This window comes from Ensifer soli (genome assembly GCF_041928815.1).
In the GTDB taxonomy this organism is placed as follows: Bacteria; Pseudomonadota; Alphaproteobacteria; order Rhizobiales; family Rhizobiaceae; genus JBHFEI01.
The window spans coordinates 186,602-201,312 of the sequence record NZ_JBHFEI010000009.1 but is presented as its reverse complement, the minus strand read 5'-3'; the positions used below and the strand labels follow the sequence as shown (position 1 = coordinate 201,312).

The following is a 14,711-nucleotide window of genomic DNA, read 5'->3' as shown; positions in this document are numbered from 1 at the left end:
CACACCCGGAGATGTCCATGGGACGGATCAACGAGCTCAGACTGATCGCCCGCGTCGCGCAGATGTACCATGTCGAGGGCAAGCGGCAGGCGGAGATCGCCGAGACGATGCACATGTCGCAGGCGACCGTGTCGCGCATGCTGAAGCGGGCCGAGCAGGAGGACATCGTCCGCACCACCGTCATCCCGCCGCCGGGCACCTTCGCCGAACTGGAAACGGCGCTGCGGGCGCGCTACGGCCTGACGGAAGCGATCGTCATCGACTGTTCGGAGGACCGCGACGGGGCGATCATGGCGCGCATCGGCGAGGCGGCGGCGCATTTCCTCGAAGTGACGCTGCGCCAGGACGAGATCATCGGCGTGTCGAGCTGGAGCCAGACGCTGCTGCGCATGGCCGACAACATCCATCCGTTCAAGAACGGCAAGGCGAAGTACATCGTCCAGATCCTCGGCGGCATGGGCGACGCCTCGGTGCAGACCCACGCCACCCAGCTGATGGCCCGGCTCGCCCGGCTGACCGGCGCGGAACCGCGCCTGCTGCTCGTCCAGGGCATCACCTCCTCGCGCGAGGCGAAGCTCGTCATGCTCGCCGATCCGGTGGTGCGCGGCACGATGGACCTGTTCGGGCGCTTGAGCCTCGCCATCATCGGCATCGGCGCCGTCGAGCCCTCGGAACTGCTCGCCCGCTCCGGCAACGTCTTCTCGCGCCAGGAGATGGCGATGCTGCACGAGGCGGGCGCCGTCGGCGAGATTTCCTACCGTTTCTATGACCGCGAGGGAAAGCAGGTGGTGACGCCGCTCGACGAGCGCGTCATCGGCATCTCGCTCGACGACCTGCGCCGCGCCGACCGGGTGATGGCGCTCGCCGGCGGCCAGTCGAAGACGGAGGCGATCGCCGGGGCGCTGCGCCTCGGCATCATCGACGTGCTCGTCACGGACAGGTTCACGGCGGCGCGGCTGACGGCCTGACCGTCCGGTCAGCGTCCCGACGCCCGCCGCGCAGACACAAGGAGGAAAGACCCATGCAACGTTTCGCAGGCCAGTCGGTGTTCGTCACCGGCGGCAACAAGGGCATCGGCGGCGGCATTGCCAGGCGCTTCGCCGAGGAAGGGGCAAAGGTCGCGATCGCCGCGATCGAGAAGGACACCGCCGATGCGGCGGCGGCGCTCGCCGACGAGACCGGCACGCAGGTGATCGGCTTTACTCTCGACGTCACCGACGGCGCGGCCGTGCGCGACGCGTATGGCGAGGCCGAGGCGAGGCTCGGCGCGCTCTCCGTCTCGGTGCAGAATGCCGGCGTCATCACCATCGCCCGGGTGGAGGACCTGACCGAGCGCGAATGGGACCTGAACCTCGACGTCAACACCAAGGGCGTCTTCCTCTGCTGCCAGGAGGCGATCCGCCGCTTTCGCGCGAGCGGCACCAGGGGGCGGCTGATCAACACCGCCTCCGGCCAGGCGCGGCAGGGCTTCATCTACACGCCGCACTACGCGGCTTCGAAATTCGGCGTCGTCGGCCTGACCCAGAGCCTCGCCAAGGAACTCGCCCGCGAAGGCATCACCGCCAACGCCATCTGCCCCGGCATCATCCACACCGAGATGTGGGACTACAACGACCGGGTCTGGGGCAAAATGCTCGGCGATTACGGCCCGGGCGAGCTGATGGCCGAATGGGTGGAGGGCATCCCGATGGGCCGCGCCGGCACGCCGGCCGAGGTCGCCGCCCTCGTCGCCTTCCTCGCCTCGGCCGATGCCGCCTACATCACCGGCCAGACGATCAATGTCGACGGCGGCCTGATCATGTCGTGACGGCAATCCGGTAAAGACCTAAAAAGAACGCCCCTTGCGGACCGCGCGAGGGGCGTTTTTTCATGCGTGATGGCCGGTCGCGCGGCTTTTCGCGCATCGTCCGGCGCCGGACGATGCGCTGCGCTCAGAGAATGAAGTCCCAGGCGTTCATCGCCGTGACGCCCTCGACGATGATCATCGCGTCGAGGAGGCCGTCGCCGTTGAGATCGATCTGCACCTGGGCATTGGCACCGTCCTTGATGACCCGGATCTGGCCGGCCGCCTCGCCGGTTCCCGGCGCGCTGAAGTCGGTGACGAAGCGGAAGGCCTGGTCGCCGGCCTGCCGGCCCGCATCGATGGCGCTGAGGTCGATCTTGTCCGACTTGGTGTAGGTCGGCACGGCGGCGGTGTCGAACTGCGACAGGCGATCGGCCGTTTCCGCCGTCTTGCCGCTGTCGCCGATCGCCTTGTAGACGAAGACGTCCTGCACGTTGTCATTGCCGGCATAGAGCTTGTCGGCGCCGCCGCCGCCGGTGATGACGTTCATCCCGGTATTGCCCCGGATCGTGTTGGCGAAGCTGTTGCCGACGGCATCGATGTTGGCCGTGCCCTCGAGCGTCAGGTTCTCGATGCCCTGGCCGGCAAGGCTGAAGGAAACCTTGCTGTAGACCATGTCGATGCCGCCATCGGCCGCCTCGATCACCCGGTCGCCGACATTGTCGACATAATAGAGGTCGTCGCCGGCGCCGCCTTCCATCCGGTCGGCGCCGAGGCCGCCGTCGATGCGGTTGATCCCGGCATTGCCGATCAGGATGTTGGCCGCGTCGTTGCCGGTGGCATTGAGCCGCGCCGCGGGGCCGATCAGCGTCAGGTTCTCGATCTCGGTCCCGACCAGCGAATAGGTCAGCGTGCTGATGATCCGGTCGATGCCGCCGGTATCGATCACGACGTCGCCGGCATTGTCGACATAATAGGTGTCGTTGCCGGTGCCGCCGTTCATCGTGTCGGCGCCGAGGCCACCGTCCAGCGTGTTGGCGGCGGTGTTGCCGGTCAACCGGTCGTTGAAGGCCGAACCGATCAGCGTTTCGATCGAGACGAAGGTGTCGCCGGCAGCAAGGCCGGTATTGATGGCGGGCGAGGCCAGGCTGACCGTGACGCCCGTGGTCGATGCGGCATAGGTCACCGTGTCGATGCCGGTGCCGCCGTCGAAGCGGTCGATGCCGACGCCGCCGATGAAGGTGTCGTTGCCGGCAAGGCCGGCCAGCCTGTTGGTGCCGGCGCCGCCGTCGATCACGTTCGCCACGCTGTTGCCGCGCAGGTCGTCGTCGAAGGCGGATCCGGTGAGGTTCTCGATCGACACATAGGTGTCGTTGCGCGCGTCGCCGGTATTGTTCGCCCTGTTGCCGAAATCGACGACGAGGCCCACCGTCGCGGTGGCGTAGGATGCGGTATCGACGCCGTCGCCGCCGTTGAGAGCATCGGCGCTCGCGCCGCCGATCAGGATGTCGTCGCCGGCGCCGCCGGCAAGCGTGTCGAGGCCGCTGCCGCCGATCAGCGTGTTGGCGCCGGCATCGCCGAGCAGGCGGTCGTTGTAACGCGAGCCGATCAGGCCCTCGATATCGGTATAGACGTCGCCCGCCGCGTCGCGGGTGTTGCCGCCCGGAGCGCCGAGATTGGCGGTGACGGCCGCCGTAGCGCCGGCATAGCTCGCGAAATCGAGGCCGGCACCGCCGTTCAGGATGTCGGCGCCGGCGCCGCCTTCCAGCGTATCGTCGCCGGCTTCGCCGAGGAGCGCGTCGATGCCGCCGAGGCCGATCAGCGTGTCGTTGCCGCCGCCGCCCTTGAACGTGTCGGTGCCGCCGGCGCCGGTGACGTGATCGGCCGCCGCCGCGCCGACGACCGTGCCGCCGGCGCCCGTGACGGTGAACTTGTTGTCGCGCGTCGAGACGAGGGTGATCGTCCGCGTCCCGTCGACGACAAGCTTGCCCGCCGTCGGCACGCCGACGTCGAGGATCAGCGTGCCGGTCGCGCCGGCCTTGAGCAGCAGCGTCTTGTTGCTCGACTGCTGCAGCACCGAGTCGCGGATCGCAAGCCGCACGGAGGTGGCGGCGGAGATATCCATGACCTCGACGCTCTTCAGGTTGAAGGTCGCGGTGTCGAGGTTCATCGTGCCGGTGAGCGCGATCACATCCGTGCCGGCGCCGCCGACCACGGGCGTTCCGTTCTCCAGATAGGCGCGGCCAAGCGCGATCGTGTCGCTGCCGTCCGTGCCCATGACGACCGGGTGGCCGTTGCCGGCATTGATCACGGTCGCCGTGCCGACCGTCTCGAAGGCGAAGTTCGCGCTGGTCAGCTTCGACGCATCGACATTCTTGAGGATCACCTCGCCGTCCTGACCGAACTCGACCAGCGTATCGGCGCCGGACTGGATCAGCGTGAGTTCGCCGAAGGATTTGGCGGCGAAACCGCGCAGCACGAGCACGTCGCCCCGCGTGCCGGGGGTGAAATCGGTGATCGTGTCGGTGCCTTCGCCATAGGCGCGCCAGACGCGGTCGGTGCCGGCGCCCGTCGTGATCGTGTCGAAGCCGTTGCCGCCGGAGATGCGGTCGGCATCCGTGCCGCCGTCGAGCGTGTCGTCGCCGTCCTGGCCGTAGATCAGGTCGGCGCCGCTGCCGCCCGCGATCCGGTCGTCCTCCGTGCCGCCGTAAAGCTGGTCGGCGCCCGCGCCGCCATCGATCGTGTCGACGCCGGAATCGCCCTGGATATAGTCGTTGCCGCCATTGCCGTTCAGCGTGTCGGACGCGCCGCCGCCGATGATGCGATCGACGCCGCTGCCGCCATAAAGACGGTCGTCGCCGCCCATGCCGTTGAGGGTCGAGCCGGAATCGGCGCCATAGACGGTGTCCGGCCGGTTCCCGCCCGTCATCTTGATGAAGCGGACGTCGTTGTCCTCGATGGTCGAGTAGGGGTGCTCCGGCGGGGAGCCCGGCGAGACGGCACGCCATTCGAGATCGCCGTCGCCATATTCGAGCACCATCTCCTTGATCAGGATCGTGTTGCGCGAGTCCGGGCCGCCGTGGAAGTTCACGTCGCGGTTGGTATAGGTGACCTCGACCGTGTTGTAGTGTTCGGCGCTGGCCGCCGAGGTGATGACGCCGTGACGGACGTTGAGCGTCGTCACGTCCTTGAAGTGGTTGTTGAACGCTTCCTGCAGGTAGAAGCCGTAGCCGTCGCCGCCGAGCTTGTTGAAGGCGCCGTCGACGAGCAGGCCCGTGCCGGTCATGTTGTAGGCGGTCTGGAACTTCATCGGCACGGAGCGTGCATTGATGACGCTGACGTCGCTGAAATCGGAATCGCGCACGCCGCGGAACTCGATCGTCGGCTTGCTGAGCCAGCGGTCGTCGACATTCTCGAAGAAGATCGGATTTGGCGCGGGGCCGTCCGTCTTCACGGTGAAGCCCGAAACGGCGAGCCCGCTCAGCATCGGCACGGTCTCGACCGTCGCCTTGCCGGCGGCAAACGCATAGGGCAGCTCATGCGACAGCGTCAGCGTGTTGCCGTTGACCGCGGTCACCTCGACCAGCGCCTCGCGCAGGATGTAGCGCTTGGAGAAGGCCTCCTCGCCGAGGATGCGCGCCCATTCCTGGTTGCCCGTCTCCGCGATATAGGCGGCGTCGTTGACCTGCGAGACGTAGATGACGTCGCCGGCCTTCACCGAGCCGACGGAATCGAGCGTGATCGTCCTGGCGTCGATCGCCGTGCTCGCCGTGAAGGTGCCGACCTTCTCGTCATTGCCCTTGGCATAAGCGAGGATCGCGGATTCGGCCCGGTCGGCCGGGATATCGTGGTAGATCACCGTTTCGCCGGCACCGGCGCCGCGCAGCGTGACGTTGTCGTTGGTGATCGTCAGGCGCTGGTCCCAGTGATACTCGCCCGCGGCAAGCTCGACCGTGACGCCCGGGCCGGCGCCGTCGAGCAGCGCCTGCACCTCCTCGACGCTGGTGCCGGCCGCGACATGGTAGACCGCCGGAGGACTGTTGGCGAAGAGGAACTTCGCCGCCGTCATCTGCGCCTGGGTGACGTTGTTCAGCGTGATCTGGGTGCCCTGGACGTCGATGGTGACGCCGTTCGGGCCGTCGGTCATCGTCAGGTCGGAGAGCCCGCTGACGGTCCCGAAAGCGCGCAGGTCGATCTGCTCCAGCAGGGTGCCGACCTGGAAATCGGTGATCGTCGCCGTGCCGCCGCCGGGCTTGACCACATAGATGTCGCCGTCGGCGCCGCCGGACACCGTGTCCGTCCCCGTGCCGATGACGATCTTGTCGTAGCCGGCGCCGCCGGAGAGGGTGTTGGTGCCGGCACCGCCGTCGAGAAGGTCGTTGCCGTCTTCGCCGAAGAGCCGGTCATTGCCGCCATTGCCGCTGATGTCGTCGTTGCCGCCGCCGCCGCGCAGCGTGTCATGGCCGGAGCCGCCGTCGATGACGTCCGCGCCGCCCGCGCCCTGGACGTTGCCGTTGACCCGGTTGGCCATGGTGACCACCTGGTTCTCGTAGCCGCGCAGCGTGACGAGGCCGGTGCCGTCGAGCAGAACCTTGCCGACGGCCTCTCCCGAGGTCGCCCCGGCGCCATCCGGCGTCGTCGTGTCGCCGACGATCCGGGACACGTCGAGCAGCATCGCGTTGCTGCCGTATTTCAGCCGCAGCACGTCGTTCGAGGACTGGTCGACCATCGCGGCATTGACCGTGACCGTCAGGCTGGTCGTGGCCTTGGAGAAATCGAGGGTCTCGATCGAGAAGAAGCCCGCGGTGATCGCCGGGGCGAGGTTGACGGTCGCGCCGGTGAAATAGACCGTGTCCGAACCGGAGCCGCCCGACAGCTTGTCGGTCGCCGTCAGCTTGGTCAGGCTGCCGTCGACGATGAACTGGTCGTTGCCGGCGCCGCCGGTGAAACTGTCGACGCCGGAGGTGATGTAGAAGGTCTGGGGTGGCGGCACGCCGTCGAAGAGGAATTCCGCCTCGGTCAGCTGCGCGCTGGTGCGACCCTCGAGCGTCAGCGTCGTGCCGGCGATGTCGAGGACGACGTCGCCGCCGACATTGGTCATGCCGATGTCGTCGAGCGACTTGATCGTCGTGAAGCCGCGAAGATCGATCACCTCGACCAGCGAGGCATGGTCGAAATCGGTGATCGTCGCCGCGCCGCCGGCCTTGAGGACGAACATGTCGTCGCCGGCACCGCCGGTGACGCGGTCGGTGCCCGCCCCCAGCGTGATCGTGTCGTTGCCGGCGCCGGCGTCGATGGTGTTGATGCCGGTGCCGCCGTCGAGCCGGTCGTTGCCGGCGCCGCCGCCGATCGTGTCGTTGCCCGTGCCGCCGGTGATCACGTCCGCGGCGCCGGCGCCCTGCACCTTGCCGTCGACACCGTCGGCGATGAGGGCGACCTGGTTCGCGAAGCCGCGCAGCGTCACCTGGCCGGTGCCGTCGAGCAGAACCCGGCCGCCCGAACCGACGGTCGAAAGATCGAGCAGCATGGCGTTGGCGCCGTATTTCAGCCGCAGCGTGTCGTCGGCGGCCTGGCCGGCGACGGCGGCGCTGATCTGCACCGTGAGGCTGGTGGTGACGGAGGTGAAATCGAAGACCTCGACGGACGTCACGCCGGCAAGGATCGACGCGCCCAGATTGACCGTGGGCGCGGTGAAATAGAGCGTGTCCTCGCCCTCGCCGCCCGACAGCGTGTCCGTCGCCGTCAGCTTGGTGAGGCTGCCGTCGACGATGAAGAGGTCCTTGCCGACGCTGCCGACCAGCGTATCGACGTTGGAGGTCACGAAGAGGTATTTCGGCGGAACCGCGCCGTTGAACAGGAACTCGCTGGCCGTCAGGTCCGCCTTCGACACGCCCTCGAGCGTCAGCGTTGTCTTGCCGATCGTGATGCGGACGTTGGTGCCGAAATCGGTCAGCGTCAGGTCGCTCATCGACTTGACCGTGGTGAAGGCGGTGAGATCGATGAATTCCACCAGCGAGGCGTGATCGAAATCGGTGATCGTCGAGGCGTTTCCGGATTTCAGCACAAAGGTGTCGAAGCCGGCGCCGCCGGTGACGCGGTCCTTTCCGGTGCCGACGGTGATGACGTCGTTGCCGTCCTCGCCGCTGATCGTGTTCGTGCCCGTGCCGCCGGAAAGCGTGTCCTCGCCGGCGCCGCCGGAAAGCGTGTCGTTGCCCGTGCCGCCGGCGATCGTGTCGGCGCCGCCGGCGCCCTGGACCTGGCCGTTGACGCCGCCGGCGACGGTGACCACCTGGTCGCCGAGACCCGAGAGCCGCACCAGGCCGGTTCCGTCGAGGAAGACCTTGCCGGCCGAGCCGACGGCCGAGACGTCGAGCAGCATGGCATTGCTGCCGTATTTCAACCGAAGGGCGTCGCCGGTGGCCTGCCCGACCATGGCGGCATCGACCGTCACCGTCAGGCTGGTGGTCACGGAGGAGAAGTCGAAGACCTCGATCGAGGTGACGCCGCCGAGAAGGGCCGGCCCGAGGGTCACCGTCGGATTGGTGAAATGCAGCGTGTCGGTCCCGGTGCCGCCGTTCAGCCTGTCGGCGGAGGTCAGCTTGGTGAGGCTGCCTTCGACGATGAAGAGGTCGTTTCCGGCGCCGCCGGTGAAGGTGTCGGTGGCGGAGGTGATGAAGAAATACCTGGGCGGGACGACGCCGTTGAACAGGAAGTCGCCGGCGGTCAGGGACGACGCCGCGACGCCCTCGAGCGTCAGCAGGGTGCCGGCGACATTGATGACGGCGTTGCCGCCGGCGCTGCCGATCGTCAGGTTGCTCATCGACTTGACGGTCGCAAACGCGCTGAGATCGATGAACTCGACCAGGGAGGCGTGGTCGAAATCGGTGATCGTCGCCGATCCGCCCGCCTTCAGGATGAAGGTGTCGTTGCCGTCGCCGCCGGTCACCGTGTCGGCGCCGACGCCCATCGTGATGATGTCGTCGCCGAGCCCGCCATTAATCGTGTTGGTGCCCGTGCCGCCGGAAAGCAGGTCGTTGCCGGCCGCCCCGTCGATCACATCGTTGCCGCTGCCGCCGGTGATCCTATCGGCGCCGCCGGCCCCGAGGATCCGTCCGTCCACCCCGTCGGCGATCTGCATCACCTGGTTTTCCGCCGTGCGCAGCGTGACCTGGCCCGTGCCGTTCAGCACCGTGCCGCCGCCGGCGCCGACGGCCGAGACGTCGAGAAACACGGCGTTGGAACCGTAGGACACCGTCAGGCGGCCGGTCGAGGATTGCCCGACGGCACCGGCGTCGAGCGTGACCTGGAGGCCGGTCGTCAGCGCGCTGAAGTCGAGAACCTCGATCGAGGTCGTCGCGGCGAGGATCGCCGGGTTGAACTTCAGGTTGGCGATGTTGCTGAAGCGCAGCGTATCGGTGCCGCCGCCGCCGTCGATCGTGTCCGTGGCCGTTAGCTTGGCTATGCCGTTTTCGACGTTGAACGTATCGTCGGCGCCACCGCCGTTGAGCGTGTCAACACCGGTCGTCAGGGAGAAGGTCGCCATCTGTCACTTTCAGGTTTCGAAAAAGCGGTCGTTCCGGGTTGGTGCGATACGACTGCGAAAACACGGTCCGCCCCGGACTCGACCGGTCGGGCCTTGCCACGGCCGGTTCCGTCCAAAAGAGCGCATGCGCGAACTGTTGCCGAAGCACGTGAAGGAACAGTTACAAAATCGGTAAAATACCACCTGCGAACATAAGAACAGAGACATTGAACACCGGCGGCGGCGCATCGGGGCTCCCACGGCATGCGATGCGGCACTGAAGCGTCTTCCGGACTCAAGGACGACGCCGGGCTCGGCGCGATCGCGCCCCTGCCGGACAATGCTTCAGGAACAAAAGGATGGACCACGCCCGATGGACCGGTGTCCGACGAAAATGCTCTAGATGCCCCCGTCGTCGCCGGGCTTCGGTCCAGCACGACGCGGTATGAAACACAGGCCTGATATTGCCCGGCTTTTTATCAAAATACCGCGTTTTGCAGGAAACCATTTTTGGGAGGATCGGGCCTTGCGCGCTCAGCCCTTGAGCACGGCGGCGATGGCGCGGGCGAGATCGTCCTCGTTGTAGGGCTTCTGCAGCAGCACCGTTCCCGCAAGCCCGCCGGCGTCGACGCTGCTGTGGCCGGTGGCGAAGACGACGCCGACCTGCGGCTGCGCGGCGCGCAGCGCCCGGGCAAGCTCGACGCCCGTGCCGTCCGGCAGGCTGACATCGGTGATCAGCACGTCGAAGCGCGCCTGCGGAAAGGCGGCCTGCGCCTCGGCGAGCGAGCCGGCCTCGTGCACCGCGAAGCCGAGGTCGGCGAGAAGCTCGGCCGTGTTGATCCGGATGAGCTCGTCGTCCTCCACCAGAAGCACGGTGGCGGCGCGGGCCTCGACGGAGGGAGGCGCGGCAGGGCGCTCGACCGCCGCTTCGGGCGGATGTGCGGCGGCGGTGTGGACCGCGCGACGCTGGCGCTGGTTCTGCAGCACATGGCGGATCTTTCGCGCCAGCGCGTCGCGGGTATAGGGCTTGGAAAGCAGCTCGACGCCGGGATCGAGCCGGCCGCCATGGACGATCGAGTTTTCGGTGTAGCCGGAGGTGTAGAGCACGGCGAGCTGCGGCATGCGCTCCTTGGCGCGCCGCACCATCTCGACGCTGGTCATCGGGCCGGGCATGACCACGTCGGTGAACAGAAGGTCGATGCCGATGCCGCTCTCGACGATGCTGAAGGCGGCCGAGGCGTTCGGCGCCTTCAGCACGCGGTAGCCGAGATCGGAGAGGAGGTCGACCGTGGTGGCCCGCACCTCGTCGTCATCCTCGACCACGAGCACGGTCTCGTCGCCGCCGCTGACCGGCAGCGCCGACAGCGCCACCTCGCGGTCCTCCGCCGCATGCGCCCGCGGCAGATAGAGCCGCACCGTCGTGCCGAAGCCGATCTCGCTGTAGATCTTGATATGCCCGCCCGACTGCTTGACGAAGCCGTAGACCATCGACAGGCCGAGCCCGGTGCCCCGCCCCTCCGACTTGGTGGTGAAGAAGGGCTCGATGACGCGCGCGATCAGCTCCGGCGGGATGCCGGTGCCGGTGTCGGAGACGGCGAGCGCCACATACTGCCCGGCCGTCACCTCGTCATGGCGACGGGCATAATCGTCGTCGAGATAGGCGTTGCCGACCTCGATCGTCAGCTTGCCCGCCCCCTCCATCGCGTCGCGCGCATTGATGGCGAGGTTGAGGATGGCGTTCTCGAACTGCACCGGATCGACCGCGCAGTTCCAGAGACCGCCCGAGACCACCAGCTCGACCTGGATCGCCTCGCCGATCGAGCGGCGCAGCAGGTCGTCCATGCCGCGCAGCAGCCGGCCGAGATGCAGCACCTTCGGCTCCAGCGGCTGGCGCCGCGCGAAGGCGAGAAGCTGGCTGGCGAGCTTGGCGCCGCGCCCGACGCCGGCGAGCGCATTGGCGACCCGCGCCTCGGCGCGCGCATTGCCGGCGACGTCCTTCAGGAGCAGGTGCAGGTTGCCGGAGACGACCTGAAGGAGATTGTTGAAATCATGGGCGACGCCGCCGGTGAGCTTGCCGATCGTCTCGAGCTTCTGCGCCTGCTGCAGCGCCAGCTCGGTCTTGCGGTGCCCGGCGATCTCCTCGGCGACGCGCGCCTCGAGCGTCTCGTTCAGCGCGCGCAGTTGCTCCTCGGCGCGCAGCCGGTGGCGCACCTGGCGCTCCAGGTCGACGGCGTGGCGCTGCATCGCGGCTTCCGCGTCGCGCTGCTCGGTGATGTCGGTGTGGACGCCGACCCATTCGACGATCGCGCCGGCCGCGTCGAGGATCGGAACGGCACGGATGGCGAAGGTGCGCCAGGCGCCGTCATGGCGGCGCACGCGATGCTCGAAGACATAGGTGGCCTTCGCCGCCACCGCCGCGCGCCAGCTTTCGACGGAGGCGGCGCGGTCGTCGGGATGGACCGCCTCGGCCCAGCCATAGCCCTGATAGGCCTCGAAGCTCTGGCCGGTCAGCGCCCCCCAGGCCGGCTGCGGCCCTTCCATGCGCCCCTCGGCGCTGTTGGTCCACAGCACGCCGTGGATCGCCTCGACCGCCGCCTCGAAGCGGGCATTGCTGGTGCGCAGGCTGAGCTCGGCCGCCTTGCGGTCGTGCACGTCGATCAGCACGACATAGATGCCGTCGATCTCGCCCGTCTCGCCGACGCGCGGCGTGTAGCGGATTTCGGCCGTGCGTTCCGTCCCGTCCGGTCGGCGCACCAGCCCGTCGGTGACCACGGTCTCGCCGGCAAGCGCCCGGCGGATCAGCGGACGGCGCCGTTCGTAATAGTCGGCGCCGATCACCTCGCCGACCGAGCGGCCGACGATCTCGGCCGGCGTCCTGCCGAACCATTCCTCGTAGCCGCGATTGGCGAAACGGTAGATCTCGTCGCGGTCGACGAAGCCGACGAGCACGGGCAGGGCATCGGTGATCCGGGCAAGCTCCGCCCGGCTCTCGGCCAGTTCCTGCTGGATGCGGACACGGGCGGTGTTCTCGAGCACGGTGCAGAGCACGCCGTCGATCACGCCCGCCTCGCTGTAGATCGGCGTGTAGAAGAGGTCGAAGATCACCTCCTCGGCGACGCCGTTGCGGTAGAGCGTGACCGGCTGGTCGCGGAAATGCTGGACGACCCCCTGGAAACCCTTTTCCAGGATCGGCCGGTTCCAGTCCCAGATCTCCGGCCAGATCTCCGGCACGCGCCCGCCGAGCGCCTTCGGATGATAGCCGCCGGCGATCTCGCGATAGCCGTCATTGTAGATCATCACATGGTCCGCGCCCCACATCAGCACCTGCGGGATCGGGGAATTGACGATGGAATTGACCTTGATCTTCAGGTGAAGCGGCCAGGAGGCGATCGGCCCGAGCGACGTCGCCGACCAGTCGAAGCGGCGCACGCGCTCGCCCAGCTCCCCGCCGCGGATCGGCCATTCCCGGGTGGTCGGCTCTGTCATCTGGAAACCTGCCCGCGCGCATGCAACATCCGGTGATTGTCTTACGGAGGCAGGGCCGGCTTGTCCACCGAAAGCAACGGCACGCACGCCGCTTGCGCCGTGAACAAAAAGGGAAAACCGCCGAAAGCGCGGCCATCGCCCCGTCGCCCGCCGAGAAGGGGCACCGGCTGGGGGCGCCGTCCATTCGCTCTTTATTATCAAGCCTCTCCTTGTGATAAAAGCCCGGCGCATTTTCCGGCGACATGCTCTAGGATCGCGCCATGGATTCGTCGGACCTGCCCCTCCTGTCGCTGCGATCGCCGCTGCCCGGCCCCCCCGCCTGGGCGCGCCCGCGCGCCGGCGACATCGGCGAGGCGGATGCCGCCTTTTCGGCCGGCGCCGCGCTCGCCGCCCTCGACCGGATCGTCGCCGCCGATCCCGCCTGGGCCGGGTGCCTGCGCCAGCGGCTGGCGCTGACGGCCGCCGCCGCCGCCGTCCGGCTGATCGGCCGGCGCGAGGAGGAGGCGGACCTGCGCGACGCCGTTCTGCTGACGCCGGCCGGCGGCGATCCGGGGCCGGGGGGCCGGGTGCTGCGCGCCTTCTCGCTTCTCGCCCGCCGGCGCGTCGCGCTGGACGGCGCCACGGTCGCGGGCCTTGCCGCCGACCTCGCCATCGGCCGGGATGCCTGGCTCGAGCGCCTGCCCGTGCTCGCCGAGGCGGCGCTGCACTCCGCCCGCGCCACGCCGCTCGCCGCCGCCGACCTCGTCGCCGCGATCCAGGCCGAGCGGCCGGAGGCCGAAGCGCTCGCCTGGTGGCTGGCCGACTGGCTCGTCGCCGAGCGGCTGAACTGGCGCGCGGGCGTGCCGATGCTGATGGCGCTGCGCCACGGGGCCGCGTTCCGCACCACCGGCGGACGGGGGCGGCTCCGGCCCGGCGAGCCGGGCTTTTCCCGCGCCGTCTGCCTGGCGCTGGTCGAGGGCGCGGCGACCACGGTCACCCGCGCCAACGAGATCGCGCGCCGCGCCGAGCAGCTGATCGCCGTCGCGCCGAAGGTGCGCACGAAGGGCGGCGCGGCCGTGGTGCGGCAATTGCTGTCGGAGGACGCGGTCGCCGCCGGCGCGCCGGGGGCGGACCTCTCGCGCTGGGCCTCGCGGCGCATGTTCGACCGGCTCGTCGCGCTCGGCGGCGTGCGTGCCTTGAGCGACCGGCCGACGCTGCGGCTCTACGGGCTCTGATCGATGGCCCGCAAGGCTGCCGGCGCGATGGGCGCGATCGACACGGAACTGTCCCACCTGCCGCAGCAGGAGCGCTGGCGTGAATGGATGCGCCGGGCCGAGGCGGTCATCTTCGCCTCGGCCGCGCCGGTCGACCGGGCGACGATCGCCCGCATCGTCGGGCGCGACTGCAACATCGACCTCCTGATCGACGACATCCGCGACGGGCTCGCCGACCGGCCCTACGACCTGGTGCCGATCGCCGGCGGCTGGCAGCACCGCACGCGCCGCGCCTATGCCGAGATCCTGCGCGCCGCCGGCGCGCCTTCCGCGCCCGCCGTCGGGCTGACGACGCACGAGGCGACCGTGCTGATGGCGACCGCCTATCTCCAGCCGGTGACGCGGGCGGACCTGTCGCGCGTCTTCGGACGGGAGATCGGCCGCGAGACGATCGCCAGCCTGCGCCGCGCCGGCATGGTCGCGACCGGCCCGCGCAGCCCCTTGCCCGGCGCGCCCTACACCTATGTGACGACGCCGCATTTCCTCGAAGCCTTCGGCTTCCAGACGCTGCGCGACCTGCCGGACATGGAGATGCTGGAGGATGCGGGCCTGCTCAGCCGCGAGCCCGTCGCCGGCGACCGGCTGATGCCGGTGGCGCGCGCGCCGGAGGGCGACGAGGAGGATTAGGGCTCAATCCGGCCGGCGTCAGACGGGGATCGGCAAGGGG

6 protein-coding genes are annotated in these 14,711 nt (G+C 68.8%); 4 read left to right on the top strand and 2 right to left on the bottom strand.

Annotated features, from left to right (window positions below; genetic code table 11):
- The first annotated feature begins 17 nt into the window (after positions 1-17).
- Positions 18-968, top strand: coding sequence for a sugar-binding transcriptional regulator (locus tag ACEVQ6_RS15380; RefSeq protein ID WP_374889902.1), 951 nt, complete (start codon positions 18-20; stop codon positions 966-968).
- Positions 969-1,021: 53 nt separating this feature from the next.
- Complete coding sequence (locus ACEVQ6_RS15375; protein WP_374889901.1) at positions 1,022-1,807, top strand: SDR family oxidoreductase; 786 nt, start codon at positions 1,022-1,024, stop codon at positions 1,805-1,807.
- Between the two features lie 124 nt (positions 1,808-1,931).
- Here the strand turns inward: ACEVQ6_RS15375 and ACEVQ6_RS15370 are convergent, their stop codons facing one another.
- Together ACEVQ6_RS15370 and ACEVQ6_RS15365 are read right to left on the bottom strand one after the other, a co-directional pair.
- Complete coding sequence (locus ACEVQ6_RS15370) at positions 1,932-9,326, bottom strand: beta strand repeat-containing protein (protein WP_374889900.1); 7,395 nt, start codon at positions 9,324-9,326, stop codon at positions 1,932-1,934.
- 513 nt (positions 9,327-9,839) lie between these two features.
- Positions 9,840-12,791, bottom strand: a complete 2,952-nt coding sequence (locus tag ACEVQ6_RS15365) for a hybrid sensor histidine kinase/response regulator (protein ID WP_374889899.1) — start codon at positions 12,789-12,791, stop codon at positions 9,840-9,842.
- 260 nt (positions 12,792-13,051) lie between these two features.
- Between ACEVQ6_RS15365 and ACEVQ6_RS15360 the strand changes: the two genes are divergently transcribed.
- Both ACEVQ6_RS15360 and scpB read left to right on the top strand, forming a co-directional pair.
- Positions 13,052-14,005, top strand: a complete 954-nt coding sequence (locus ACEVQ6_RS15360; protein WP_374889898.1) for a DUF1403 family protein — start codon at positions 13,052-13,054, stop codon at positions 14,003-14,005.
- Between the two features lie 3 nt (positions 14,006-14,008).
- Entirely contained in the window at positions 14,009-14,671 is a 663-nt protein-coding gene (gene scpB / locus ACEVQ6_RS15355) for an SMC-Scp complex subunit ScpB (RefSeq protein WP_374889897.1), read from the top strand.
- Positions 14,672-14,711: the final 40 nt, after the last annotated feature.

Coding starts and splice junctions, on each gene's coding strand:
- ACEVQ6_RS15380 (WP_374889902.1), top strand. CDS start 18: ATGGGACGGATCAACGAGCTCAGACTGATCGCCCGCGTCGCGCAGATG.
- ACEVQ6_RS15365 (WP_374889899.1), bottom strand. CDS start 12,791: ATGACAGAGCCGACCACCCGGGAATGGCCGATCCGCGGCGGGGAGCTG.
- ACEVQ6_RS15370 (WP_374889900.1), bottom strand. CDS start 9,326: ATGGCGACCTTCTCCCTGACGACCGGTGTTGACACGCTCAACGGCGGT.
- ACEVQ6_RS15360 (WP_374889898.1), top strand. CDS start 13,052: ATGGATTCGTCGGACCTGCCCCTCCTGTCGCTGCGATCGCCGCTGCCC.
- scpB (WP_374889897.1), top strand. CDS start 14,009: ATGGCCCGCAAGGCTGCCGGCGCGATGGGCGCGATCGACACGGAACTG.
- ACEVQ6_RS15375 (WP_374889901.1), top strand. CDS start 1,022: ATGCAACGTTTCGCAGGCCAGTCGGTGTTCGTCACCGGCGGCAACAAG.